Origin of the sequence: Terriglobus saanensis SP1PR4 (assembly GCF_000179915.2) — a bacterium.
In the GTDB taxonomy this organism is placed as follows: Bacteria; Acidobacteriota; Terriglobia; order Terriglobales; family Acidobacteriaceae; genus Terriglobus; species Terriglobus saanensis.
The window spans coordinates 2,145,047-2,170,000 of the sequence record NC_014963.1; the positions used below are offsets into that span (position 1 = coordinate 2,145,047).

Consider the following 24,954-nt stretch of genomic DNA (forward strand, 5'->3'; position numbering starts at 1 on the left):
AGATCCGCAGGATCTGTCTTCCGGTTTCGCTAATGCGGAATCCTGGCGGAGGAGATAGATCTGGCTGTGGGAGGAAGTTCTGGGTCACCTGGGAGGCACTGAAGTTGAATGCCATGCCAGCCACCCGTCGAAGGGTGATATGGGGGCAAGGAGCGGAGCACATCTGGTGCGTCCGAAGTTGGTTCACATGAATCAAGTGACGTCCTGGGCTGGGCGGAGAGTTATAAGCGGCTCAGACATTCCCATGATGCGATGTCTACCAAACCATCAACATCCCACATCGGTTTAGAGAACCGGTCACCAAAGTTGTACTACCGGGTAATGGCCTCCAGTACCAAAGCGGACCGATTGAGTGCATCCGTCAGGATTTGCGCCTGATCCTGTGCGAGCGTGGCGTTCGGTTTGCCGAGCCCCCCATCCAAAGCCTCGGTAATTCCGGGAATTACGACGGCGGCGTAGCCGGTAAACTCGCCCGGCGCATAGATCGTGTGCTTGAACCAGGCACGCTCCGGAAGGCCGACGGGATTGAGGAGCATCTCCTCCGCCTTGCGCAGGCTAGCGTTAAAGGCGCCGGTAGAACCTGTGGGAAGATCGTTCTGCCGGGCATAGACCGCCTCGCCCGCATTGCGAAAGCGCTCCGCAGCCTTCAGAAGCGCCGTGGTGTCCAGGATAATACCTGCCGCCGTCGCGTCCTTTGCCACGCCATTAATGTAGGAGACGACCTCCTGCCCGTAGAGGCGGTAATCATAGGGCAGCACATCAGCATCGGCCATGTGCAGAATCTCCAGACCAAGAACACGCGCCTGCTGCTGTTCGTAAACGAAAGTGGGATCCGCGAACTTGATGAACCAGTTGTAGTTATCGAAGACTGAGTGGTAGACGCCGTAGTTTCCGCCTGAACCGAAGTCCGTCGCCGGTACGCCGACGTGCTGGAAGAAAGGAGTGTAGTCCGACCCGCTGCCGAGGTTGCCAATGCGTACTTCGCCGCCTGCGACACCCTGAGCCGTAGCGCGCGTGCGTGCGCGGTTGTCCTCATTGGTTTGCTGGTCGTGCTTCCAGGCGTCGTATACGGTGCCGCCCGAGGGACTGGGAACCTGCTGCGTCACTTCCCGAACGAACTGTTTAAGGCTGGGCACCGCCTCTGCGTTGAAGTGCGGCCCGCTGACGCCGACATCCGTATTGAAGTAGGCGACGGCGTGGGATAGCTCTTCGGCGTGTTCTTCGGTCCATTCGGTGGATCCGACCAAGCCCTCTTCCTCAGCGTCCCAGCTGCCAATGACGATCGTGCGCTTGGGCTTCCAACCCTGTTTGATCAACTCGCCCAGGCCGTGGACGGTCTCCAGCATGGCAGCGGTGCCGCTGTTGGGATCGACCGCCCCATAAACCCATGCATCACGATGATTCCCGGCGACGACCCATGCGTCTGGATCCTCCGTACCGCGAATCTTCCCAATGACGTCCCAGATCGTGCGGATGGCATAGTCCTGCTCCAGATGCATGTGGACCTTCACCGCAGGAGACGTCCCAGCGGTAGCCGTCGATCCAAGGTGGTACGTGAAGGGAAGCCCGCCCTGCCAGTTGCGGGGTGACGCTGGGCCTCCGAGGCGCTGAAGAATGGGGAGGGCGTCGTGATAACTGATTGGATTCGACGGGATCGAGGGATTGTCCTCCGTGAGTTTGTCGGGAGCGAGGCGCTTGCTCTCCGGCAGAGACATCGTGGATGCTACACCGGGAGTCATCGGGTCGCCCGTGTACTTCGCGATGAACTGCACGCTCCCGCGCTGCACGCCACTCTCGGGCCGGTAGGGTCCTTTTGGGTACATATCGCCCCGAACGTACCCGTCGTCCGCCGGATCGGAGTAGATCAAAACGCCCGCCATGCCGAGCTTCTGCGCGATGTACACCTTGACGCCCCGGAAGTTCTGGCCGTAGCGAACGAGGGCGATCTTCCCTTTGAGGTCGACGCCCATATCGCGCAGCGTCTTGAAGTCAGCCAGAGTGCCGTAGTTGGCATAGACGACCTCTCCGGTGATGTCTCCGGATGGAGAGCTGCCGTTGAAGGCGGGGAGGACGCGCAGGTCGTCCTGAAATAGGTCACCACCGTCCTTCGATGGGTCAACATGCTCCTTCGTCGGCCCGGTCATCACGACCTTGCCGTCTGCGTCACGCGCCTCAAGGACGATCTTCTTTGGCTTGTTCAAATAGACCCGGTAGGGAACGATCTCTGTCTCCAGGCCCGCAGCTTTGAACTTTGCCGCGACGTACTCGGCTGTGGCGTAATCCTCTGGCGAACTGGCCCAGTGGGGAGCCTTGGTCAACTCCTTAAGGTGCGTCCCAGCCAGCTTCGCGTCCGGTACGGCCATGAAGGCGGTGTCCAGCTTTGCCTGCTCCGTAAAGTCCCGATAGCCGAAGACCTTTTGCGGGGCGCTTTGCGCGGTTGCGGTGGAGTAGAGAATCGAGACGACACACAATGCGGAGATTACGCGAGCTGGCACACGAAAAAGTCGAGACACGTTGAAGTGATCTCCTGAAGGGCTGAATGGGATGAGTAGAGAGTACAAGGAAAAAGGCCGAGCTATAGGCCCGACCTTCAAAGAAAAAAAAGAAAACCTTTTAGACAGCGACCGGCTGCGCGCAGAACTTGCAACGTTTCGCATCGAGTGGGATGTCGCTCTTGCACTCAGGGCAGGTCTTGGTGGAGGGTGGCGCAGGCGGATTGAACTTCTTCAAGAGATATTGGGTAGGGAGAACAAGGAGGAAGTAGACGACGCTCGCCATCAGGATGAAATTGATGATGGCCGTAAGGAAATCGCCATAACGGACTTCGCCTCCGTGTACATGGGCGATGAGGAAGCCAAAGTTGGGCTTGCCGATAAACGCGCCGAGAAGCGGGTTAATAATCTTTTCCACAAGCGAGTTCACAATGGCGGTAAACGCCGCACCGATGATGACTGCAACTGCGAGGTCCATCACATTGCCGCGCAGGATGAAATCTCTAAAACCTTTCAGCATGGTGAAGCTCCTTGGATCTAGTGTTCGGCAAGCTTATCGCGAACCGAGATATGGGTAGACCAGAAAAAAGAGAATCAGTGTCACTACCATCAAATCCATATACACACACAGCAGAACGCCGCCGTGATACCAACTCCATCGCGGCTGCATGCAGCGGAGTGTATCGACCGTTCCAAGCGCGGCAACGCATGTGGGAAGGATGAGCCAGAGCGAGGGCTGGTTGTACGGGAAGTGCGAGAGGGCGAAGGCTGCAATGAGAGACACAATGACGAGTGCGTTGCCGCGGACCAGCGATTTTTCCCGCCAGTCCGCCCAGCGAATGGAGCGGCGCACCTCTTAGGCCTTTGCCGTTTCTGCTTCTTCCATCATCGCGCGCATGCTGTCAGCGTAAGGGGAGCGGAGCACGCCCTTTTCGGTGATGATGGCCGTGACGTATTTTGCGGGAGTTACGTCGAAGGCGGGGTTTTCGATACCGCAGCCGTCCGGGGTCATCTGCTTGCCGTTGGAGTGGGTGACCTCGCGAGCATCGCGCTGTTCGATGGGAATGCCATCGCCGGTCGCTGTGGCTAGATCGATGGTGGACCAGGGAGCAGCAACGAAGAACGGAATGCCGTGTTCTTTTGCGAGTACCGCGACCGAGTAGGTGCCAATTTTATTGGCGACGTCGCCGTTGGCAGCGATGCGATCTGCGCCAACAATCACAGCCTGGATACGGCCAGCGCGCATGAGAGAACCGCTCATGTTGTCGCACAGAACGGTGGTGGGAATGCCGTCATGCAGGAGCTCCCATGCCGTAAGGCGCGCACCCTGAAGATAGGGACGTGTCTCATCGGCGAAGACGTCGATCTTGGCTCCGCGTTCTACCGCGGCGCGAATCACGCCGAGGGCCGTGCCGTAGCCGCAGGTCGCCAGTGCTCCAGCGTTGCAGTGGGTCAGGACCGTGCCGGACTTCGGAAGAAGCTCCGCGCCGAAGGCCCCCATTCTCTTACAGGCAGCGATGTCTTCGTTGTACATGGTCTTCGCTTCGTCAATGAGGGAGGCCTGAATCTTCGCGATGGTCGCGTCCGGCTGCGAGGCCAGGGCGTAGTACTTCGCACGCATGCGCTCGATCGCCCAGAAGAGATTGACCGCGGTGGGACGCGTCTTCGCGAGCACGTCACACATCACTTCGACTTCCTTGGTGAGGCTGTCGATGTCGGTTGCTTTGGAGCGCTCCACACCGAGAGCGACGCCCATGGCGGCGCTGACACCGATGGCGGGAGCACCACGAACGATCATGTCGCGAATGATCGTAGCGATATCGTCATAGCTGGTCGCGGTTACGTAGATTTCTTCGAGCGGGAGCTTCGTCTGATCGAGGAAGCGCACGCCATCTTTGGTCCACTCAAGTGTAGGAATCATCGCTCTCTATTTTATCGCCTTCGCCGATCCCATACTTGGTCGCGAGGAAGCTTTGCAGTGGATGTGGCAGGCACAGCGCTATTTCCTGCCACGTGACCAGTTGAAGGCGGCAACGGACACTGCTGGAGCGCACGGCGGAGAGTACGTTGAACCATCTGGAGATGAGGTCAGGCCTGCGCCCGTCGCACATCAGGCAGAAGCGAGCGTCATGCTCCACCGCCGCCATCACCCCGCGGAGAAGTTGGTAGGAGAGGAAGTTCTTCTGCTTTCGCGGTAGAACTTCGGTGTCGAAGGTTTCTTCGAAGAGCGGATAACGGGCCATGAGGTCGGCACGACCGGTCTGAAAGTCGCCTTCGCAGAGCTTGGCTTCGATCAGCAGATCACCCAACCGCATGTCGATCTCGGTGCGGTCGTCGTAGTCGTCCTGTAGAGGAGTTCGGCTGCGCCAGCCGAAGTCTGGTTGGTCGTTGGTGCTCAGGTTCAGAAGAGCGCGGAGTTTTATTGATCCCAGAGTGGCAGGCGTGCAGAAGATGTTCATCAGGAGCGCGTCGCTGCTGGTCGCACATTCCAGCTCGCCACGCCAGCGCTCGCTGCCACGCGCGATGCGGTTTGAGCCGGTATAGGTCTTTTCAAGACGGCTGCGCCACGCCGGATTCTTCTGGATTGCGCGCCACGCCGCAGGGAAGAAGTTGCCGTGGGAGCCTTCGCTTTCGCGATAGAGGATCGATGGAACGGAGCCATAGGTCTGGTCGTGATCATGCGACGCCGCGCGTGCGTGATTGCGTGCGTTGATCTCGTTTGCCAGAGTGCGGGCGGAGGCCATGCATCGATTTTAGGCGATGAAAGGGCGAACATGCCAGAACCCATCTACTATCGGGAGATGCGCCTGTTAGACAAGAACAACCTCGGACAAGACGAGGACTGGTACGGAAATACGGCAGCGATACGCTGCTTCGCGTGTGGCAAGGTGTTTGTGACTTCGCAGGTGTTGCACCGGAAGGGACGCGTCTGTCCGGTTTGCGGGAAATGTAAGGTCGCATTTACTAAAGAAGGCGTCAGTGTGAGCGAAGCGACGGATCTTTAGGCTGATTTCGCCTGGCTCAGCTTGATCGCGCGAACATCCTCTGCGGTGAAGACGTTCACAAACTTTGCGCCCGGCGCTGCGGCTTCGATGGTCTCGCGGCCACCCTGCTGGCGGTCGACAAGGCACATCACCGCGACCACGTTCATGCCCGCAGCCTTTGCCGCTTCGATGGCCGTAACTGTGGAACCCCCGGTGGTACAGACGTCATCCACAATGACCACAGGTGCATTCTCTTTGACGAAGCCTTCGACGCGGCGTCCGGTGCCGTGGGTCTTCTCCTGTTTACGTACAAGGAAGCCATGGACGAGTGGCGACTGGGGATGCGAGAGGTGCCACCACGCGGTAGCGCTGGCGGTGTTGGAGACGAGCGGATCGGCACCCATAGTCAGGCCGCCGACGCCTTCTGCTTCCGGCGCGTAGGTGCGGATTAGGTCCGCGAGGATCAGTCCTGAGAGGCGTCCACCCTCGGCATCGAGCGTGGTGATGCGGCAGTCGATGTAATAGTCGCTCTTCTTGCCCGAGGCAAGCGTGAAGTCGCCAAGACGAAAGCTTTTGGCTGCGATGAGTTCGAGGAGAGCTTTGCGTTCATCATGCATGAGCATGATTTTACTTTGTCAGATTATCCAGATGGCGATATCCACCCGTGGCGATAAACATGCCCAGGAAGAGGCTGCCGTTATACGCGGCGTGGACGAGGATGGAAGCGGCAAGCGAGTCGTACTTCAAGCGAACCCAGGCCAGCCCAAGACCGACACAGACCAGAACTGCGACGGCGTTCCACGCGTTGCCGAGCTGGTTCGCATGAAGGCTGGCGAATCCGATACTAGTCAGCACCGCACTGAGCGCGACAGCGCGGCGGGAGAGGCCGTGCTTCCACAGGTCCTCCGGTTCGATCGGTGTACGACGAAACCAGTCGAAGGCCATGGCGAGCGCCGGAAGAAGCATCCCGCGAAAGAGCGTCTCTTCAAAGAGTGGAGCGATGATGACGCCATAGAAGGTCAACATCCAGAGAACGCCACGGGCGTGAAAGAAGGTTTCTATGGGCATCTCTTTTGGAAGCGTGAGGAGATGCTCGATGGCGGATGCGGAAAGACTCATCGCCAGGCCGGTGAGCATGAGTTTGCCTGCACGTCCTTCCAGCGCAGCGGGATTCAGCTGAACGACAGACCAGAAGGGCCGCTTCCACATCGCTTGAAAGATCGCCCATCCGGCCAGAAGTGTGACGGCTGTTCCGGCAAGGTTCGCGAAGACGGTGATGCGAGGAAAATCGAGGAGGTGACGCATTGCGTCTTTGGGAAGAGCGCCCGTAGCGATGCCGCAGCCGAGGATTATGCCCAGGACCAGGGGCGTGAAGACGACGGCCATGAGCGCAAGCGAGAGTGCATAGCCAAGATGCGGCTGACGGCGATCTTCGGGCAAAGGCTCCGGCTCAGCAGCCAGTGCCTCGTGGACGAGATCGCCTCCGATCACCTCGCCGGTTCTGGCGATCTCGGTACGGTCGTGGAAGCTGTCCTTCCAGTCGTCGCTCACTTCTTAGCCGCCTTCTTCTTGGCCGCTTTTTGGGGAGCGACCTTTTTAGGTGTAGGAGCTACCGGAGTCTCCGCTTCGCGCGCGGCCTTTTTCTCGGCGCTCTTTTTCGCCGCAGTCTTGGCAGCCGCCTTGCGCTTGGCCGCTTTCTCTTCGGCGGAAGGCGCGAACTTGGTGGCGTTCGCGACCTCCGTCTTCACGATAACGGGGGCTTCATATTTCGGTGCAGGAGGCCGCATGCTTCCCGGGCGAGCAACATAATGCCGAGCGAGAAACTCTCCCGTGTACGAGGTCTCGACGCGGGCGACTTGCTCCGGCGTTCCTTCGGCGACGATTGTGCCGCCACCTTCACCGCCTTCGGGACCCATGTCGAGAATCCAGTCCGCGTTGCGGATCACGTCCAGATTGTGCTCGATGATGATGATTGAGTTGCCGAGATCGGTGAGTCGGTCAAGCACTTCGAGGAGCTTGCGGACGTCGTCGAAGTGAAGGCCCGTGGTGGGTTCGTCGAGAAGGTACAGTGTCTTTCCGGTCTGACGCTTACTGAGCTCCTTTGCCAGCTTCATGCGCTGCGCTTCGCCGCCAGAGAGCGTGGTCGCGGACTGTCCGAGATGGATGTATCCCAGGCCGACGTCGACGAGCGTTTGCAGCTTGATCTTGACGTTCGGGATGTCGGCCAGAATCGTGAGCGCGTCGGCGATGGAGAGATCGAGGACATCCGCGATGGAGTGGCCGTTGAACTTTACGCTGAGCGTCTCCTGGTTGTAGCGACGTCCATTGCAGACTTCGCAGAGAACGTAGACATCCGGAAGGAAGTTCATCTCGATGCGGCGCTGACCGTCGCCCTGGCAGGCTTCGCAGCGGCCACCTTGAACGTTGAAGCTGAAGCGGCCGGGCTTGTAGCCACGTTCGCGACTGTCTGGAAGCATGGCAAAAAGATCGCGGATTGCAGTGAAGACGCCCGTATACGTTGCCGGATTTGAACGGGGGGTGCGACCGATCGGGGATTGGTCGATCTGGATGACTTTATCGAGCTGTTCCGCTCCAAGTACCGCGCCGTGGAGGCCGGGCTCCTCTTTGCTGCGGTAGAGAAGCTTTGCCAGCGAGCGATAAAGGATGTCGTTGACGAGGGTGCTCTTACCGCTTCCGCTGACGCCGGTGACGACCGTCATGACGCCGAGGGGGAACTTTGCGGTAACGTTCTGCAGGTTGTGGCTGCGGGCGTTTTCTACGGTGATCCACTTTCCACTGAGGGCGCGCGGAACGGGTCGCGAAAGGATCTCAATTTCGCCGGACATATATCTTCCGGTGAGCGAGTTCGGCTCGGCCATGATCTCCGCCGGTGTGCCTGCGGCGATCAATTCACCGCCGTTTTTGCCCGCACCCGGCCCCAGATCGAGAACATAATCGGCCTTCTGGATGGTGTCTTCGTCGTGCTCCACAACCAGCACAGTGTTGCCAAGGTCGCGGAGGTTTTCCATGGCCTGGATGAGACGCATGTTGTCCCTCTGGTGCAGACCAATGGAAGGCTCATCGAGAACATAGAGGACACCACGCAGACGCGAACCGATCTGCGTTGCAAGCCTGATACGCTGGCCTTCGCCACCGCTGAGCGTAGCGGCGCTACGGTTGAGCGAAAGGTAGTTCAGGCCGACGGCGTTGAGGAATTCGAGGCGTTCTATAACCTCGCGCTGGAGGCGGTCGGCGATTAGCTTCTCGCGGCCTACAAACTTCATGGCTCGGGCGGCGGTCATGGCACGGGCGAGTGAGAGCGAAGTGAAGTCGGCGATGGAGCGGCCTTCGACGGTGACGGCGAGTGACTCCGGACGCAGGCGCTGGCCCTTGCACTGCGGGCACTCAGTCGCGGACATGAATTGCATGTAGTACTCGCGGAAGGAGTCGCTCTTGGACTCTTCCATCGAATCGCGTAGGTAGGAGAATATGCCGTGGAAGCCGGTGCGGGCGGATTCGCCGCGCGGTGGGCCGTAGAGCAGAATCTTCTGGTGCGGCTCAGAGAGCTCTTCAAAGGGAAGCTTGAGGTTGATCTTGTATTTTTCCGCGCCGAGTTTGATCAGGCGCAGAAGGTAGCTTGAACTCGAACCTGGCCCCATCGCGCCGTCGAGAAGCGGCTTACTCCAATCGGTAATGGTCTTTGCGGGATCGAAGTCGTAGATGGAGCCGAGGCCGTTGCACTCCGGGCAGGCACCATAGGTGGAGTTGAAGGAGAAGGAGCGCGGTTCGAGTTTGGGCACGTTGATGCCGCACTCGGGACAGGCCATCGAGGACGAGTACAGCGTCTCGTCATAGCCGTGAATGCCGATAAGCACAAGACCGTTCGCCATCTGCAGGGCCTTCTGTACGCTGGCTTCAAGGCGGCGTGTGTCCGGCTTGCCGTTCTCGTCCTTTTTCAGAAGAATGCGGTCGACGATGGCTTCGATGGTGTGGTTCTTGCGCTTTTCCAGGCGCATGCCTTCCTCGATCTCGATCATCTGTCCATCGACGCGGGCGCGGAAGCCTTGCTGGTCCAACGCCTCCAACTCTTCACGAAACTCGCCCTTGCGGCCGCGGACAAGCGGAGCCATAACCGTGATGCGTTCGCCGGGTTCGAGCGAGACGACGCGTTCTACGATCTGGTCGGCGGACTGGCGCGTGATTTCGAGACCGCAGTTGGGGCAATGCGGTCGGCCTACGCTGGCCCAGAGAAGGCGAAGGTAATCATAGATTTCGGTAATCGTTCCCACAGTCGAGCGTGGTGAGCGGGATGTTGTCTTTTGTTCGATGGAGATCGCGGGGCTGAGGCCTTCGATGGAGTCCACATCCGGACGCTCCATCTGGTCCAGAAACTGGCGCGCGTAGGCGGACAGGGTCTCGACGTAGCGACGCTGGCCCTCGGCGTAGATGGTGTCGAAGGCAAGGGAACTCTTGCCGGAGCCCGAGAGGCCGGTGACTACCGTCAACGTGTTGCGCGGAATCGAGACGTTGATGTTCTTAAGATTGTGGTGACGCGCACCGCGAACAGTAATGTGTGTGACACTCATTCGATTGGAAGACCCTACACGCCGCCGGCTTTGGTTCCCAGCACCATCCCTATAGAATAACCGTACGGACGGAGAGGAATCTTTGTGGGTACTTCCTTTGTGAGCAAAGGAACGGCAAACTTGATTTCGACAGGCAGCGCAATTTGCAGTCGGACCATCCATGTATTTGCGGACTGCAATCGATTCAAGGAGTTTTAAACCGTGTCTTCCACACTTCTCGTAAGTGCCGTCTTCGCCTCACTCGTCGCTGGAGTTCTGATCGCGTACGGCATTTGTCTGGGTATGTTTCGTGTTTTCCGCGTGCATTCGATGCAGGCAGCGCAGCAGCGAATCGCTTCCCGCGAGGCGCAGAGCCTCTCTGCCGCCCAAATGGCCGGAAACTAATAAAATTATTGAGTTTGTTGCTGCGACCGTAGTTTTTGCAGCTGTTCCATAATCTGCTGGGGAGTCCGCGCGCCGTTTGTGGTCTGGTCGTCGGTGGCTGCTGCGCCCGTGGGGGACTGGTCTGGTGGTGCTGCTCCTGCTGGCGGGGCTCCCAAAGGTACAAAATCACGAGCCCGTGTGTCAGGAGCATCGTTCGGAGAGAAGACCCTGTTGTCCTCGTCCTGATGATCATCCCTGGCCGTCATGGGGCTCGGAGGCGAGGCGTGACCAGTTTGCGGTGTGAGCGTCAGCACAATCGGAAGCATGGCCGCATCGCTTTGCAGAAGCATATTGGTCTTGGTGCCATCCAGGAGCTGTTGCAGCACCGTCGCGGCGGGCGCTGGGCCATAGGTGCCAAAGACACGGTCTTCCTGAACGCCGCCTACAATTTTTAAACCAGTCCGCAAAGAAATATCGCGAAGGATCGCGTTCAGGCTGCTGTTCCGTGCGTCCACACGGAGTAGACCCTTCTCCCATATGATCGTGGCATTGCCGACGCGGGGCGGGGCAGGCGCTGCGGGGGGAGCAGAGATCTGCGTGGCGTTCGTCGGCGGGATGCTGGGCAAGGTGCGGGGGGCGGGCTGCGCATAAAGGGGCAACACCCCTCCAAAGAGGGCTACCAACAGGACGTTCCGTCTATGTTCTGCTCGGCGCATATTCTTTGGACGCTCTCTCTGCGAATCCGGGGCCGATGCGGCATCGTATGGCTGTACTAGACTAGCAATGTTCTGGCTCGAGGTCTCTTTCATGCGCCGCACCCCGTTTTTTCTTCTTTTGATTTTAATTGCTTCGACCACGCGCAACCTGCGCGCTGACGGATGTACGACACAGTCCACCATGCCCGTAACGGTGCGAGACGGGATCGCTTCTGCCGCCCTGGGCCTGACGCAGAAGGTCGAAAGCGGAGCCATCGCGCAGATCCGCGCCCAGACCATTCCTCAGTACGCTACCGACTTCGGTGGGATCGAAGCTGCCGTCCATACGGCGTCTCCCCATCTGGCCGGAGCGAAGTTCTCGGTGGAGAGTGTCTGGCTGCTGGATGCGACGAATCTCAAACCTTCTGCGGACGGCGCTTTGCCGGACGGCCAGTTCTTCTGCACCCTCAACCGTTCGGCCGCGCAGGTCAGCTTTCTCATTCCGGCACTGCCGGCCGGACGATACGCCTTCGCCCTGGTGAACTCCGCTGCCGCGTCGCCCTGGCAGATGGCATTCATTCTGCAGGAGATCGCCGGGGCATGGAGACTGGCAGGCTTCTTTCCACGTGCGACCACGGCCGGTGGTCACGACGGTCTCTGGTATTGGACCGCCGCCCGGCAGTTTGCCGCCAAAAAACAGTCGATGAATGCCTGGATCTATTTTCAGCAGGCGTCCGCTCTGCTACGGCCCGTAAGCTTCTTCTCTTCGAACCATTTAGACCAGCTCAATGAGGAGATGGCCAAGGCGGCACCCAGCGCCTTGTCACAGGGAATCTCCAATGATGTTCCCCTTGCGCTCAAGGGAGCCAGTGGAACGGATCTTCGCATCACCTCCATCGGAACGGACGATTCGCTGGGAACGCAGCCCGTCGATCTGGCGCTGCATTTCAAAGTGGATGCGGCATTGGACGCCACCGCAGGTCGTGCGCGAAACCGCGAGGCGGCCATGGCCTTTGTCCACGCCTATCCCGAGGTGCGCGATACCTTTCATGGGGTGTGGGTTCTGGACGATACCATGAACCAGGCAGGAAACACTCCTTTTGCGAGCGAAGAGCCGATGTCGAATCTTCCTTAGCCCTACTTGGGCCACTCATTTAGGGATTTTCAGGGTGTCTTCTGTAAAAAAGGGTGGCTTTCAGGCTATTTACCCTGTAAATTCGGCTTGAAAAGGCTGTCGCATTAGACGGCGTGCCAAGCTTATAGTTATTTCTGCCCGATGGAAAAAATGATCAAGTCCCTCCCAGATGTTCTGCGCGACCGACGCGCCACACCCAGTTTTACAGGGGAACCGATTCCGCAAGCAGATCTCGAAGAGATTCTGCGCGCGGGATTGAGCGCGCCCTCTGGCTATAACGTACAGCCGTGGCGATTCGTCGTCGTCAAGACGCCGGAACAGAAGCGCCGCCTGCGAGGCGCGAGCTTCAACCAGGCTAAGGTGGAGGAAGCTTCGGTCGTGATCGTCTGCTGCGGCGACGCCGATTCCTGGCGTAGAGATGCGGATGAGATCATCCGCATGGGGCTGGAAGGGGGCATGTCCGAGAGCTACGCCGCCCAGCTGAAAGGCTCTGTCGCCAGTTTCTTGTCTTCGCTCTCGGCGGACCAGATGCATGGATGGCTGAATAAGCAGGTCGCCATTGCCGAGACGCACATGATGTTGATGGCTGAGGTGCTGGGATATGACACTGCCCCGATGGAAGGCTTTGAGCCGGACAAGGTCTGCGAAATTCTACGGCTTCCTATGAGCTACTGGGTGGTCTCGATCCTCGCGATCGGACGTTTGAAGGGGCAGGACAAATACCACGGAGGACGCTTCGACATTAGCCATACGGTGTACGGCGAAGAGTTCGGCCGTCCGCTGAAGTAGAGATGAAAGCTCCCAGGCGGGCCACCATCGCCTACATCCTTGTCGGACTGGTTCTGCTGGGCCTCCTCCTCGTTGGTGTGGTCGTCTATAACCCCTTCTACTTCATACAAAAGGGAAGTGCGCTGTACCTTCGCCGCAACGGCGTCCAGAGCCATTACGTCACTGTGGATGGTTACCGCATTCACTACTACGAAGCCCTTCCTCCCGTAGGCTCCCCGGAACGACCGCCGCTGCTGCTTGTCCACGGTCTTGGAGCAAGTGCTGGAGACTGGACCACGATGTTGCCGGGGTTGGCGCGCGCCGGATACCACGTCTATGCCCCGGATCTGCTGGGTTACGGATCGTCTGAGAGGCCGCGGGACGCGAGTTACAGCATCGAACAGGAGACCCAGATCACCACGGATTTTGCCCAGGCTGAAGGTCTGCGGTTCTACGATCTGGGTGGCTGGAGCATGGGAGGATGGATTGCGCTCAAGATGACGCTGAATCATCCGAATGCCGTGCATCGTCTGGTATTGTTCGATGCCGCAGGGATTTACTTTCCCGTCGATTTTCCCTTCGATCTCTTCACCCCGAAGGATGCAGCCGGAGTCGACCGGCTGGTAAATTACATTGAGCCGAATGTGCACTTTATTCACATTCCCGCTTGGGCAACCAAGGGGCTGCTTCGCCGCTACCGGGAATTGGGTTGGATCAGCTCGCGTTCGTTTGCATCGATGCTCTCCGGAAGAGAGCTGCTGGACTTCCGTATCAGCGCCATCCAACAGCCGACCCTGATTGTCTGGGGAACGGAAGACAAACTGATTCCTTACAACATCGGGCAGCGAATGTTCTCGCTGGTGCCTAATTCCACGTTGGTGGGTGTGGAGGGATGCGGACATCTCGCGCCTGCAGAGTGTTCTTCCGAAGTGGTACCGGAGACGATCCGTTTCCTCGATGAGCGCGTTCCTCCGAGTCACTCGGAACGCATCCTTACAAAGCCTCGCTAGAACCGTCGCCCTTCCAAACGAAGGCTCCGGTCTGTCTTAGACCGAGATGAGACAGAACGCGTTGGCAAAACTCCGTGGCCATCTCTTCGGTGCTTTGTGGCTTGGTATAAAGCACCGGCATGGCAGGATAGATGACCGCTCCGGCCTCCGTGGCGAGGGTCATGTTCCGCAAATGGATCAGATTGAACGGCGTCTCGCGAACGCAGAGGATGAGCGGTCTTCGCTCTTTCAGGCAGACGTCCGCCGCACGCTCGATCAGTTTCTGCGCGAGCCCATGTGCAATGCCTGCAAGCGTGCCCATAGAGCAGGGAAGAACGATCATGCCATCGCTGGGATAGCTGCCGCTTGCAATGCCCGCGCCGATGTCTTCGTTGGGAACCAGGTGCACCTTATCCGATGGCGTTCCCATGAGGGAAATCAAAACGCTGGAGCGGCCCGCGCAACTGAGCTCCTCAGCAAGGACACGCAGGGCGCTGTCTGAAAAGACCAAGTTTACGCGGGACACTCGTTCGTCCGCGGCCAGCAAGCGCAGCATGGCGCGGGCATAGACCGCACCGCTCGCCCCTGTGATTGCCAATGTCAAATTCCGACTCGCTGTCATAAAGGTATTATCCTCTTCCTATTGCGAGACTCTTGCCGCGAAATCGTGTCTAGTCTTAGAGAGTGAGAAACGGGATCAGCAAGCATCGGGCTCTGAAGAAGGTGACGGCATTTTTGCTGATGCTTGGTTGCAGTTTTTTCGCGCACGCTTCCACGGCCCTTCTGCTTGAAGAACCCTTCGGACTCTTTGGACACCTGAATCCGACGGGGCATGCCGCGATCTACCTGGATCACATCTGCGCCCAGACGCCCACCAGTCTGCGGCCCTGCCGCGACGGCGAGTTTGGCGCTGTGATCAGCCGTTACCACAAGGTGGATGGCTACGACTGGGTTGCGATTCCGTTGATTCCTTATCTCTACGCCGTGGAGACGCTGGATCAGGTGCCGACGACGGCAACCGCAGCACTACAACGGGAACTCCGCGACCAATATCGGCGAACGCATCTGCTTCGTATCGCTCCGGATAAAAAAGACGGTTCCACGCCCGGCGGAGAGTGGATCCAACTCGTCGGGTCTGCCTACGACCGCAAGCTCTATGGCTTTCAACTCGAATCCACGCCAGAGCAGGATGCCGATATCATTGCCGAATTTAATGACAGCAGGAATGTAGCGCACTTCAACATCATCTTCAGAAACTGCGCGGATTTTTCGCGCAAATTCATCAACCGCGAGTATCCCGGCGCGATTCATCGGAACTTCATCGCGGACATCGGCATCACGACTCCAAAGCAGGTAGCGCGATCCCTCGTACGTTTTTCGAATGAACATCCCGAGGTGCCCTTCAGCACGTTTGTGATTCCGCAGGTGCCTGGCACGATCCAGAGATCGCGCCGCGTGGATGGGGTGACGGAGTCCATCGTTCGATCCAAGAAGTATGTTGTACCCCTTGCGGTGATTGCTCCCATCCCAACAGCGGTCATCGCTGCGGCTTGGCTGGCTGGCGGAAGACTGCAACTTCCGGATGATGAAGAGACGCTGGCTGTTCTCAGGCAGCCTGCGAGTCGGTCAGTACATCTGATGCGCCGCCAGGTCGCGCCCGATTCCACCCCCGCTGATCCATCTTCTGCTGCTGCGTCGGCCACACCTCCGCCCACGGTCATCGCCATGCCGACGCCGGATGCGTCTTCTATTCCTATAACGCTTGGGCCTGCGGAGTGATTCAGTAGTTGCGCAGCGCGAGAGCAATGCAGGTGGCTTCCTTGCCCAAGGTGTCGCTCAGCTTCTGCTCCTGTTCCAGGAACGCGACATCCATCTCTGCCGCTGCGATCGCTTCAGTCGGAGCAGAGATGAAGCAGAGCTCACAGACTCCCAGGCCATCTTCCGCCGTCCTGACCGGAGGACCAAAAGTGCGGCAGGTCATCGGGCGTGAGGCATACAGGTCGCAGGTTCCGGAGAGAGGATCCAGCACGGGGCAGACGGCTGCGTTGCCGAAGTCGTCAAAGCCTTCCGCCTCTTCGTCGAGCGTGCCGGAGACGAAGTCCCCTGGCCAATCCTGCTGTAGTTCCGCCACAGAGGCCTTCACGCGTTCCCGGATCTCAGCGGCGGTCTGCGGATCTGCGTTTTGCAGACCATTCTGCAAGCGGGTGGCATCGAGCGGAGAGATAGGAAAGATGCCGACGCAACAGTGAAAGCACCCGGGGCGGCACGCCAACCAATCTCCGCTACGCTGGACGGAGTCCGCCAGCGCAGCATCGACGATTTGGATTAGCTGTGTATCGCCCTCCGGAAGCTGTCGCGGAAGGCCCATGTTACTCGCCCAGAACGCGTGCGAAGATCTTGCTCACGTTGCTCAACTGCCGGTCAGTGGAGAAGGCCTGCTCGATCTTCTCGGGCGAAAGTATTGTGCTGATCTGAGGATCTGCTGCAACGAGTTCCTTGAAGACCAGATCTGCCTTCCATGCCTTCATCGCGAGTCCCTGAACCAGCTTGTAGGCGTCTTCACGCAACATCCCTGCGCCGCTCAGGTCAAGCAGGAGCTGGCCTGAGAAGACGAGGCCACCGGTGCTGTCCAGGTTCTTTTTCATGCGCGCGGGGTAGACCAGGAGCTTATCGATCAGGGTCGTTGCCTTGGAGAGCATGTAGTCCGCGAGCGTTGTGGTATCCGGAAGGATGATGCGTTCGGCGGAGGAATGTGAGATATCGCGCTCGTGCCAGAGGGCTACGTTCTCAAGGGCTACCTGGACATTGCCGCGCATCACGCGGGCAAGGCCGCAGATGTTTTCGCAGGTAATGGGATTGCGTTTGTGCGGCATGGCGCTGGAGCCCTTCTGTTTTTCAGAGAAGAACTCCTCTGCCTCGCGGACCTCTGTACGCTGCAGGTGGCGGATTTCAGTGCCTATCTTATCCAGGGTGCTGGCCATGACACCGAGCGTTCCGATGTAGGCGGCGTGACGGTCTCGCTGCAGCACCTGCGTACTGACGGCAGCGGCTTTCAGGCCCAGGCGCAGGCAGATCTCTTCCTCGTGTTCGGGCTTCAGATGTCCAAAGCTGCCGACGGCTCCTGAGAGCTTGCCGACGCGCATGTCCTCCGCAGCCGCGTCGAAACGGGCGATGTTGCGCTCCATCTCGGAGTACCAGAGCAGAAGCTTGAGACCAAAGGTGGTTGGTTCGGCGTGGACGCCGTGGGTGCGACCGATGCAGGGCGTGGTTTCGAATTCGCGGGCGCGACGCTTCAGGACGTCGCGGAGCGCGACCATTCCGGCGCGGATGCGCTCCGAAGCTTCCTTGATCTGGAGCGCCTGCGCGGTGTCCACCACATCGGTCGAGGTGAGGCCATAGTGGAGCCAGCGGCTCTCGGGGCCGACGTTTTCGGCGACGGCGGTGGTGAAGGCGATCACGTCGTGGCGCGTATCGAGTTCAATCTCACGGATGCGGGCGATGTCAAAACGGCCCTTGGAACGGATGGCTTCAGCCGCAGAAGTAGGCACAATACCGGCTTCCGCCAAAACTTCGCTGGCCGTGGTTTCGACTTCGAGCCAGCATTGAAATTTCCGTTCATCACTCCAAAGCGTGCGCATCTCTGGCCGCGTATACCTGTCAATCACCGACACTCACCTCGTTCGTCTCTTCGTTCCACTAGACTTAAGTCTAATGGAACAGAACGCGAACGAAGCCGGATCGAAATCGCCACCGCTTGCAGCAGCTTCTACGCTTCTGCGTGACTACTCCGCAGACAGTCGCATGCTGTTGATTTCACTGGTGGCATTTTTTGTAGGAGCGTTGGCTTCCGTCATCTCCTGGCTGCTCCAACGGATGATCGGTCTGTCGACGAATCTGTTTTATTTTCACCGCTGGAACTTTCAGGAAGTCGAGCCTGCAGGGCATCACTTGGGCTATTGGGCAGTTCTGGTGCCCGTGGTCGGCGGTTTTCTGGTTGGGCTGGTTGCTCGGTTTGGATCACCCGGAGTTCGCGGACATGGGATGCCGGAGGCCGTGGAGGCCATTGTCTTCCGTGGGGCGCGGGTGAAGCCTCGCGTCGCGTTTCTAAAGCCGATTGCGACGGCACTCTCGATCGGTTCCGGCGGGCCGTTTGGCGCCGAGGGCCCAGTCATCATGACGGGCGGGTCGATGGGATCGCTTCTGGGGCAGATGCTTCCTGTCACGGACGCGGAACGCTCAACATTGATGGTGGCGGGCGCGGCGGCGGGTATGGCGGCTACCTTTGCATGCCCCCTTTCTGCGGTGCTGCTTGCGGTGGAGTTGCTGCTCTTCGAGTGGAGACCGAGATCGCTGGTGCCCGTTGCCGTGGCCTGCGCAACCGCAGGAGCGATGCGTCGGCTCCTGCTGGCTCCCGGGCCAATCTTTCCCATGCCTGCTTCGCCCTACGGAATGCATCATCAGGCCATGCTGGCTGCGGTTTTGGTCGGCGTGGTCGTAGCGTTATTGGCGATTGTGCTGGGGAAAGCGATCCATTCGACGGAAGAGCTCTTTGAGAAACTGCCGATCCACTGGATGTGGTTTCCGGCGATTGGCGGCCTCTTCGTCGGTCTGGGTGGGCTGATCTTTCCGCCCGCGCTGGGCATCGGGTACGACGTGATCCGGCAGCTGCTGGCGAGTGACTTTACCTGGAAGCTGCTGGTCGGCGTGCTGGTGGTGAAGACGGCGATCTGGATCATCTCGCTGTCATCGAACACAGCGGGCGGCATTTTGGCGCCATTGCTAATGATCGGTGCCGCCGTCGGAGCGGGGATGTCGCACTGGCTGCCGGTGATTGCACCCGGTGGATGGGCCGTAGTGGGCATGACGGCGCTGCTGGCGGCGTCGATCGGGGCTCCGCTGACCTGTGCGATGTTATCCGTGGAACTGACGCACAACGGGGCGCTGGTTTTGCCGGTACTGCTGGCTTGTACGACGTCGTACGCGCTCTCCGTTCTGCTGCAGCGGCGGAGTCTGCTCACCGCCGGATTGTCCCGGCAAGGAAGACATCTGAGCCGGGAGTACGGCGTGGACCCGCTGGAACTGGTGGTCGTGCGCGACGCGCAGCATCCGGACGTGGAGAGTTTTGCGGCGACAGCTACTGTCGGAGAGGCGCGCGTTTGGTTGGAGAAGATGCAGGCCAATGCGCCTGCTTCCTGGTCTCACTGGCAGAGGATTTTTCCGATTCTTGGAGAGGACGGGAAACTTTTAGGGCTTCTGACCCGGACCCAATTGATGGCGGCGGCAGAATCTCAGCAGCCTTCGGAGATTCCTTTGGCGACCTTTGGGATTGAGCAGCCTTCCACGTTGAGTGAGGAGGAAACCCTTCGTTCCGCAGCGGAGCAGATGGGAGCGACCCAACTCACGTCCTTGCCTGTCGTGGACGCCAACGGGACTCTGACGGGCATTTTGAATGTGGCCGACTTACTCTCCGCTCGCGTGACAGCGAACTCACGCGATACCGAGCGGAATACACTCTTGCGGCCCCGCTGGCCCTTGCGCCGGGCGGAAACCGGAAAGTAAGGTTTCAGCCGGCTTCGCTGACACCGAAGAGGACTGCCATTTCATCGTGAAGAAAGCCTTGGCCGGGACGGTAGGGCTGGACCCATTTGCCGTCGATGACGAACTGGGGAATCGCTTTTTTCCCAACGTGGGCCAGAAGTTCATCCGCCGCTCCGGGAACGCGCTCGATGTCGATCTCGGTGTAGGCGATCGAGTGTTTCTGGAGGAAGCGCTTTGCCTCGCGGCAGTCACGGCACCAGACTGCGGAATAAACCTTGAGATCCATAGCGATCATTTTACCTTTTACTGCTCTTTATAGTTCCGCATCAGACCGCCATCGACCACGTACGTTGATCCTGTCACATAACTTGCCTCGTCGCTGGCGAGAAAAGCCGCTACCGCAGAGACATCATCCACGGTGCCCATCCGTCCGAGAGGGATGTTGCGCAGAAGGGGATCGAGCTTGCTTCGGTCGTTGAGAAGCGATTTGTTGATCGGTGTGGCGATCGCCCCTGGAGCGATATTATTGACCGTGATGCCGAAGGGGCCGAGTTCGACAGCGAGATCGCGCATCAGCATCATCAAGCCACCTTTGCTGGCGCAATAGCTGGCGAAGTGCGGAAAGACCATCTCTTCGTGCACTGAGGAGATGTTGATTACCCGGCCTGGCATCTTCGTCTCAATCAGCTTCTTCACAAAGGCCTGCGTAGTGAAGTAGGGGCCTTTGAGGTTGACCTGGAGCACGAGATCGTAGTCAGCTTCGTTCGCTTCCCAGAAGTTTGCACCCTTTTCAACCCCGGCATTGTTTACAAGAATGTCGGCTCGACCGAAGTTGGACCAGGCAGCGTCGATGAGCGGCTGGATCTCTGGCAGCTTGGAGACATCTGCACCGATGACGACTGCCTTGCGGCCGAGGGCCTCGATCTGCGCTTTGGTGGCCTCGCCACCGGCTTGATCGGAGTGGTAGTTCACGACGATATCCGCTCCGTCTTTTGCCAGACGAACTGCAATTCCCTGGCCGATTCCGGAGGAACAACCGGTAACGATGGCTACTTTTCCTGCAAGACGCTGATCGGACATGATGGCCTCAGGTAGATGAGATGCAGAAATTGTTTCAGCTCATGAGACAGAAGCGGGAAAGGGATCGAATTTGACTATTTGGCTTCGTTTGTTTCAGATGCCGATGATTCTTCAAGCAGAGTGGAGGGCCCGGCGCGGCGAGACCGAAAGAATGTCTGAAGGAGTGTGGAACACTCGTCGGCCAAAACGCCAGCAACAACCTCACAACGATGGTTGAGTCTGGGATGGTTCATGACTTCAAGCGCGCTGCCGCACGCCCCGGCCTTGGGATCGGGAGCTGCATAGACAAGCCGGGCGATGCGGGCGTGCAGAATGGCCCCGGCACACATGGCACACGGCTCGAGAGTGACGTAGAGGCTGCAACCGGTCAGGCGATAGTTTTCAAGGGCAACGCCTGCCGCACGGAGTGCGACCATTTCGGCGTGACCAGAGGGATCGTGATCGCGGATGACGCGGTTTTGTCCGCGGGAGAGAATTTCGCCAGTCGGTGAGACGACAATCGCCCCAACCGGAACCTCCCCCGCAGCTTGGGCGGCCTGGGCTTCTGCAATGGCGGCTTGCATGAAGGCGATCTCTTGCTCAGGGGTCATTGGGTGGGCTCGTTGTCTGGACGGGACCAGAGGCGGTCGAAGTCCTGCTTGAAGTGGGTCGCAGCTGCTGCATTGTGGAAGAGGATGAGATCGTTGTCCTGGCGCTTTTCTCCGGTGGGGGAGAAGTTGGCTGAGCCCGTGCGGAGGAAGGCTCCATCGACGGCGTAGGCCTTGAGGTGCATCAGGGTGTGAGAGTGCTTGATGCGGATGTTGATGTTGGGCGTGGTGGAGAGGCGTTGGAGGATGTCTGCGCTGTCGGCAGCGTTCGGAACGTCATCTTCGGGATCGCGGCTTGGTTTCTTTTTAGGATTGGTAACGGTTCGTTCAGCGTGGGCGCTTTCGCCAGCCGCCTGAGTTGCGTCACGGTAAATGCGGATGCGCACGCCACGTTGGGCGGCGGCGATGAGAGCTTGCGCTACGGCGTAGTCGGTCAGCGAATAAGCGGCGAGATCGATGGTGGCATGGGCCTGGGCGAGGAGATCGGTGTCGACGCGTTCGAGATTTTCGAAGGGGGCGTAATGGACCTGGACCGAATTCGCCGGAACCGGCTCGCTGGGCGTGACGTCGCGGTCCTGATTGCGCTCTTCGCGAGCTTGTTCGTTGCGGGAACGCCCTTCTTGTGGACGGGGAGTACGGGTGCGCTGCGCGGAACGCTCTTGATCAGGCTGGGGCTGGTTGGGCTGTTTACAGCCTGAGACGGAGAGCGTGAGGAGCAGCGCAATGGCGGCTACGCGGGCCGTTTTTCTTTTATCTTCGGAAGTCACTTACCAAGTTTAGTTGGTCTTCGTTACTTAGTTTTGTAGAGAGGCGTCTTTCCGCTGTCCGTAGGTGGAGGCGTTGCGCTTTCCTGCAGATACTTTGCGCTGAGCGTCTTCTTCTCACGCGCTATGGGGAGAAGCATGGGGTAGAACTGCACGAAGGTGGTGTCTACCGCAGCGTGGGCCTCGTGACAGGTGGTACAGCTTGCGGTTTTGGGAAAAGGCTTGGCGGTGCCGTCGGCTTGAGCGACGTAAAAAGCCCATTGTCCTTTGTCTTTGACGTGCATCTCCAGGCCCATGACGCTCTCGCCCTGCGTTTGTCCGCCCTTGTTGATCGAGACGTTCGTCACTGCACCACGGTTTTCCAGGGCGAAGACAGTTCCATCGGGCCAAGCGCCGGTGGCAACAAAGGTGCGGTAGGACTCTGGATTGACGAAGACGTTGTCGAACATGGAGTGGTCTGGCGGGGGAGCATTCGCGGCACGCGCGGCATAGTTCATATCCATGCCAGAGGTGAGATAGACCCACTCACGATATCGCGTAGGGGTTTTGAGCGCACCCGATTCGGTGTACGTGGGTTTATACGGAGCTTCGGGCGCAGGAGTAACTGCGCCAAGGAGAGGGAGAGCAAGAAGTGTTGACGCGAGAAGCTGAAGCCTGGGCATGCGTTCGCCTCGGAGAGATTTGAAGGAAGGTGAGCCAACAGCTTATACGCCTGGCTCTCTCATTTGTTCCCTTCCTTCCAAAAACGTGCGTTATGCTCCCCGGACCTGTGGCTGCGCCTCGGGGCCGAAGAACCGGGCGATCTGATCGGCGAGGCCCTGGAGCGCAGGGCTGCGCGTCGCAATTTCGTCTTCTTTGAGTTCAAAGCTTTTTGCCCAAATGGATTCAAGAACGGGCAGGATGTGCCGTGGGATGAGGTCGTCTATCGGAAAGTTCTCCACAGCGTTAAAGATGAGCTCGGCTTCTGTTTCGTACTCGTCTGTGGGAGAGCCATCTGCGATAAAGCCTTCTATGTCGGCGGTCGCGACGAGTTCCTGGATGGAGTTAATGTCGGGTGGCGGAGGCCAAGGCGTGGCGGAGGTGGACATCAGGCGGGCTCCTGTTGGGTCATGCAGTGAAGTGCGCCGAGGCCCCAGATGAAGTCGCCGCAGTGGATGCCGACGGTCTTCCGTGTAGGGAACTGATCGGCGATGAGATTGAGAGCGGCACGATCATTTGCGTCGTTAAATGTGGGGACGAGGACGAGATCGTTCGCGATATAGAAGTTCGCATAGGAAGCGGGCAGGCGTTCGCCGTCAAAGATTACAGGCGACGGCATAGGCAGTTCGACGATGTTGAACTGTTTGAGGGCCCGGAGCCGATCCAGGTTTTCCGCAAGTGGAAGATGATTCTCATCAGCTGTGTTGTGTTCGACGGCGGCCATGATCGTGCTCTCGTTGACGAAGCGGGCGATATCGTCGACGTGGCCGTGCGTGTCGTCACCGGCACAACCGCGGTTGAGCCAGATGGTCTGTGTAATGCCAAGGTATTCCGCGAAGCACGTCTCGAGTTGCTGACGGCTAATGCCGGGATTACGCTGCTGCACATCGGAGAGGAGACATTCTTCGGTAGTGAGCAGAGTTCCCGCGCCATTCACATCGATGGAACCGCCTTCGAGGACAACACGATGGTTACCGATCATCGGTTGAAGCGCCTGTACGGCCTGCGTCTTGGAGACGTGTTGCGGGATGCGGTCGTCATTGAGGTGATTGGGGTACTTCGCCCAGGCGTTGAACTTCCAGTCGGTGATGATGTTCTCGTTCGCGGCGTTCTTCACGAAGATGGGGCCAGAGTCGCGCAGCCAGATGCGGTCTGTCCGCCAGAGGTGGAAGTGCAGGCGCGCCATGTTGGCTCCCGCACGGAGAAGGATGCGCGTGACGCGTTTTTCCGCGGCTTCATCGTTGACGAGGATGTTTACGTCTTCAACGAGGGCCAGGTTACGGACGATTTCTGCGTAGACCCAGGGGATGGGCTGGAAGCGGCCGGGCCAATCTTCTGCGTTGTGTGGCCAGGCGATCCAGGTGGCTGCGTGGGGGGCCCATTCAGCGGGCATGCGATAGGGCGTGGGGTCTGTCGTCTTCATCTCTTGATTCATTTTAGTGGACTTGAGTCGAGGGGAACGAGGCTAGCGAAGTGAAGAGGTCGCAGCGGTCTTTTTGTTGTTAAACAAAAACTCCCAGCCCTTTTCAAGGCGTGGGAGTAATCAGAGGGCAGAGCTAATTCTTGACCGAGATTTACTGCTTGACGATGCGCACCTGGAGCGTGAGCTCTGATTCAACGGAGACGCGATTCACGGTGGCGGGCTTGAAGCGATACTGGCTGAGTGTGGCGAGGGCCTTGCCATCCAGCTCTGAACCTGCGGATTTTGCCACAACGAGTGCGCGAGGAACGCCGGCGCGATCGACAGTCATGCGGACTGCAACGGAGCTCTCCTTGGCCGTGATCTGTTGGGAAGAAACGGGAACCGCGATGGAGTGAATGATCTGCGGATTCGTCTGGAAGACGTCTGCGTTGTAGAAGGAGTAGGAGAGGCCGCTTGCGGGGCGTGGAGTAAGTTCCACATCATGGATGGCGACATACTCACGAATGGCTGGCGTGGTCTGCGTGCGCGAAACCGAAGCGACCGACGGAGCATCGAGACGGGCCTGGAGATTGGAGGATGGAGTGGAGACGCTGGACTGAGCGTATCCCATAAGCGGAAGGAGGATGAGTGTCGGAAGAATGGCTCGGCGCATACAGTGTCTCCTTTATGATAAGTGTATCCTTCATCAAGCTATTCCCAACGCGATACGACTGTCAACGAAAATATTTATAATTAAGATTTCCTAAGAAAATTGCGGAATCGAGATCCGTGTAAGGAGCAATTTTTATGGAGCTGCTTTCATTTTTAAGCGGAGAAAAGCCCGCTTCTTAGAGCGGGCTTTTCGTTCGAAG

27 protein-coding genes are annotated in these 24,954 nt (G+C 58.8%); 7 read left to right on the forward strand and 20 right to left on the reverse strand.

What is annotated here, in order from left to right; genetic code table 11:
- Positions 1-311: 311 nt before the first annotated feature.
- From ACIPR4_RS08780 to ACIPR4_RS08800, 5 genes are all read right to left on the reverse strand, one after another.
- The gene (locus tag ACIPR4_RS08780) at positions 312-2,513 is read right to left on the reverse strand and encodes a M28 family metallopeptidase (RefSeq protein WP_013568304.1); all 2,202 of its coding nucleotides are present in this window, start codon (positions 2,511-2,513) and stop codon (positions 312-314) included.
- A gap of 100 nt (positions 2,514-2,613) precedes the next feature.
- The gene (mscL, locus tag ACIPR4_RS08785; protein ID WP_013568305.1) at positions 2,614-3,012 is read right to left on the reverse strand and encodes a large conductance mechanosensitive channel protein MscL; all 399 of its coding nucleotides are present in this window, start codon (positions 3,010-3,012) and stop codon (positions 2,614-2,616) included.
- 33 nt (positions 3,013-3,045) lie between these two features.
- Positions 3,046-3,345 carry a hypothetical protein gene (locus ACIPR4_RS08790; protein ID WP_013568306.1) on the reverse strand — a complete coding sequence of 100 codons (300 nt, stop codon included), beginning with the start codon at positions 3,343-3,345 and terminating at the stop codon, positions 3,046-3,048.
- A gap of 3 nt (positions 3,346-3,348) precedes the next feature.
- Positions 3,349-4,413 carry an S-methyl-5-thioribose-1-phosphate isomerase gene (gene mtnA / locus ACIPR4_RS08795; protein WP_013568307.1) on the reverse strand — a complete coding sequence of 355 codons (1,065 nt, stop codon included), beginning with the start codon at positions 4,411-4,413 and terminating at the stop codon, positions 3,349-3,351.
- Complete coding sequence (locus ACIPR4_RS08800) at positions 4,397-5,236, reverse strand: PGN_0703 family putative restriction endonuclease (protein WP_013568308.1); 840 nt, start codon at positions 5,234-5,236, stop codon at positions 4,397-4,399. Before ACIPR4_RS08800 ends, mtnA begins: the two co-directional genes overlap by 17 nt.
- A gap of 30 nt (positions 5,237-5,266) precedes the next feature.
- Here ACIPR4_RS08800 and ACIPR4_RS08805 point away from each other — a divergent pair, with 30 nt between their 5' ends.
- Positions 5,267-5,497, forward strand: a complete 231-nt coding sequence (locus ACIPR4_RS08805) for a hypothetical protein (protein ID WP_013568309.1) — start codon at positions 5,267-5,269, stop codon at positions 5,495-5,497.
- On the opposite strand, the gene pyrE is transcribed toward ACIPR4_RS08805, so the two are convergent.
- The 3 genes from pyrE to uvrA are packed head-to-tail and all read right to left on the reverse strand — an operon-like array spanning position 5,494 to position 10,062.
- On the reverse strand, positions 5,494-6,099 hold the full coding sequence (gene pyrE, locus ACIPR4_RS08810; RefSeq protein WP_013568310.1) for an orotate phosphoribosyltransferase: 606 nt from the start codon (positions 6,097-6,099) through the stop codon (positions 5,494-5,496). The two genes, ACIPR4_RS08805 and pyrE, sit on opposite strands and share 4 nt — an antisense overlap.
- A 4-nt stretch (positions 6,100-6,103) precedes the next feature.
- Entirely contained in the window at positions 6,104-7,027 is a 924-nt protein-coding gene (locus ACIPR4_RS08815) for a CPBP family intramembrane glutamic endopeptidase (RefSeq protein ID WP_013568311.1), read from the reverse strand.
- Positions 7,024-10,062 (reverse strand): excinuclease ABC subunit UvrA, encoded by a 3,039-nt coding sequence (gene uvrA / locus ACIPR4_RS08820; protein WP_013568312.1) that lies wholly within the window; start codon positions 10,060-10,062, stop codon positions 7,024-7,026. Before uvrA ends, ACIPR4_RS08815 begins: the two co-directional genes overlap by 4 nt.
- 201 nt (positions 10,063-10,263) lie before the next feature.
- On the opposite strand from uvrA, the gene ACIPR4_RS08825 reads away from it, so the two are divergent.
- The gene (locus tag ACIPR4_RS08825; RefSeq protein ID WP_013568313.1) at positions 10,264-10,446 is read left to right on the forward strand and encodes a hypothetical protein; all 183 of its coding nucleotides are present in this window, start codon (positions 10,264-10,266) and stop codon (positions 10,444-10,446) included.
- Positions 10,447-10,451: 5 nt separating this feature from the next.
- Here ACIPR4_RS08825 and ACIPR4_RS08830 read toward each other — a convergent pair whose 3' ends face one another.
- Positions 10,452-11,087, reverse strand: coding sequence for a hypothetical protein (locus ACIPR4_RS08830; RefSeq protein ID WP_144312371.1), 636 nt, complete (start codon positions 11,085-11,087; stop codon positions 10,452-10,454).
- Positions 11,088-11,232: 145 nt separating this feature from the next.
- Here ACIPR4_RS08830 and ACIPR4_RS08835 point away from each other — a divergent pair, with 145 nt between their 5' ends.
- The 3 genes from ACIPR4_RS08835 (at position 11,233) to ACIPR4_RS08845 (ending at position 14,033) form a co-directional block, all read left to right on the forward strand.
- A complete protein-coding gene (locus ACIPR4_RS08835) occupies positions 11,233-12,255 on the forward strand; it encodes a hypothetical protein (protein ID WP_013568315.1) in 1,023 nt (340 codons plus the stop codon).
- 141 nt (positions 12,256-12,396) lie between these two features.
- Entirely contained in the window at positions 12,397-13,044 is a 648-nt protein-coding gene (locus ACIPR4_RS08840) for a nitroreductase family protein (RefSeq protein ID WP_041586008.1), read from the forward strand.
- Between the two features lie 2 nt (positions 13,045-13,046).
- Positions 13,047-14,033 carry an alpha/beta fold hydrolase gene (locus ACIPR4_RS08845; RefSeq protein ID WP_013568317.1) on the forward strand — a complete coding sequence of 329 codons (987 nt, stop codon included), beginning with the start codon at positions 13,047-13,049 and terminating at the stop codon, positions 14,031-14,033.
- Here ACIPR4_RS08845 and ACIPR4_RS08850 read toward each other — a convergent pair.
- Positions 14,017-14,634 (reverse strand): UbiX family flavin prenyltransferase, encoded by a 618-nt coding sequence (locus tag ACIPR4_RS08850; protein ID WP_013568318.1) that lies wholly within the window; start codon positions 14,632-14,634, stop codon positions 14,017-14,019. The two genes, ACIPR4_RS08845 and ACIPR4_RS08850, sit on opposite strands and share 17 nt — an antisense overlap.
- A gap of 101 nt (positions 14,635-14,735) precedes the next feature.
- Between ACIPR4_RS08850 and ACIPR4_RS08855 the strand changes: the two genes are divergently transcribed.
- The gene (locus ACIPR4_RS08855) at positions 14,736-15,791 is read left to right on the forward strand and encodes a hypothetical protein (RefSeq protein WP_187290271.1); all 1,056 of its coding nucleotides are present in this window, start codon (positions 14,736-14,738) and stop codon (positions 15,789-15,791) included.
- Position 15,792: 1 nt separating this feature from the next.
- On the opposite strand, the gene ACIPR4_RS08860 is transcribed toward ACIPR4_RS08855, so the two are convergent.
- Positions 15,793-16,380, reverse strand: coding sequence for a YkgJ family cysteine cluster protein (locus ACIPR4_RS08860; protein WP_013568320.1), 588 nt, complete (start codon positions 16,378-16,380; stop codon positions 15,793-15,795).
- 1 nt (position 16,381) lies between these two features.
- Positions 16,382-17,677, reverse strand: a complete 1,296-nt coding sequence (purB, locus tag ACIPR4_RS08865) for an adenylosuccinate lyase (protein ID WP_013568321.1) — start codon at positions 17,675-17,677, stop codon at positions 16,382-16,384.
- 46 nt (positions 17,678-17,723) lie between these two features.
- Here purB and ACIPR4_RS08870 point away from each other — a divergent pair, with 46 nt between their 5' ends.
- Entirely contained in the window at positions 17,724-19,571 is a 1,848-nt protein-coding gene (locus tag ACIPR4_RS08870; protein WP_013568322.1) for a chloride channel protein, read from the forward strand.
- Positions 19,572-19,575: 4 nt separating this feature from the next.
- Here the strand turns inward: ACIPR4_RS08870 and ACIPR4_RS08875 are convergent, their stop codons facing one another.
- The 8 genes from ACIPR4_RS08875 to ACIPR4_RS08910 form a co-directional block, all read right to left on the reverse strand.
- The gene (locus ACIPR4_RS08875; RefSeq protein ID WP_041586579.1) at positions 19,576-19,836 is read right to left on the reverse strand and encodes a glutaredoxin family protein; all 261 of its coding nucleotides are present in this window, start codon (positions 19,834-19,836) and stop codon (positions 19,576-19,578) included.
- Between the two features lie 17 nt (positions 19,837-19,853).
- The gene (locus ACIPR4_RS08880) at positions 19,854-20,630 is read right to left on the reverse strand and encodes an SDR family NAD(P)-dependent oxidoreductase (RefSeq protein WP_013568324.1); all 777 of its coding nucleotides are present in this window, start codon (positions 20,628-20,630) and stop codon (positions 19,854-19,856) included.
- Positions 20,631-20,704: 74 nt separating this feature from the next.
- Complete coding sequence (gene tadA / locus ACIPR4_RS08885; protein WP_013568325.1) at positions 20,705-21,220, reverse strand: tRNA adenosine(34) deaminase TadA; 516 nt, start codon at positions 21,218-21,220, stop codon at positions 20,705-20,707.
- Positions 21,217-21,984: a phospholipase D-like domain-containing protein gene (locus ACIPR4_RS08890; RefSeq protein WP_013568326.1), complete on the reverse strand. Its 768-nt coding sequence runs from the start codon at positions 21,982-21,984 to the stop codon at positions 21,217-21,219. Before ACIPR4_RS08890 ends, tadA begins: the two co-directional genes overlap by 4 nt.
- A 23-nt stretch (positions 21,985-22,007) precedes the next feature.
- Positions 22,008-22,643, reverse strand: a complete 636-nt coding sequence (locus tag ACIPR4_RS08895) for a cytochrome P460 family protein (protein ID WP_013568327.1) — start codon at positions 22,641-22,643, stop codon at positions 22,008-22,010.
- Positions 22,644-22,733: 90 nt separating this feature from the next.
- Positions 22,734-23,069 (reverse strand): hypothetical protein, encoded by a 336-nt coding sequence (locus ACIPR4_RS08900; protein WP_013568328.1) that lies wholly within the window; start codon positions 23,067-23,069, stop codon positions 22,734-22,736.
- A complete protein-coding gene (locus tag ACIPR4_RS08905) occupies positions 23,069-24,103 on the reverse strand; it encodes an agmatine deiminase family protein (RefSeq protein ID WP_041586009.1) in 1,035 nt (344 codons plus the stop codon). Before ACIPR4_RS08905 ends, ACIPR4_RS08900 begins: the two co-directional genes overlap by 1 nt.
- Before the next feature lie 151 nt (positions 24,104-24,254).
- Positions 24,255-24,755, reverse strand: coding sequence for a TonB family protein (locus tag ACIPR4_RS08910; RefSeq protein ID WP_013568330.1), 501 nt, complete (start codon positions 24,753-24,755; stop codon positions 24,255-24,257).
- Positions 24,756-24,954 lie beyond the last annotated feature (199 nt).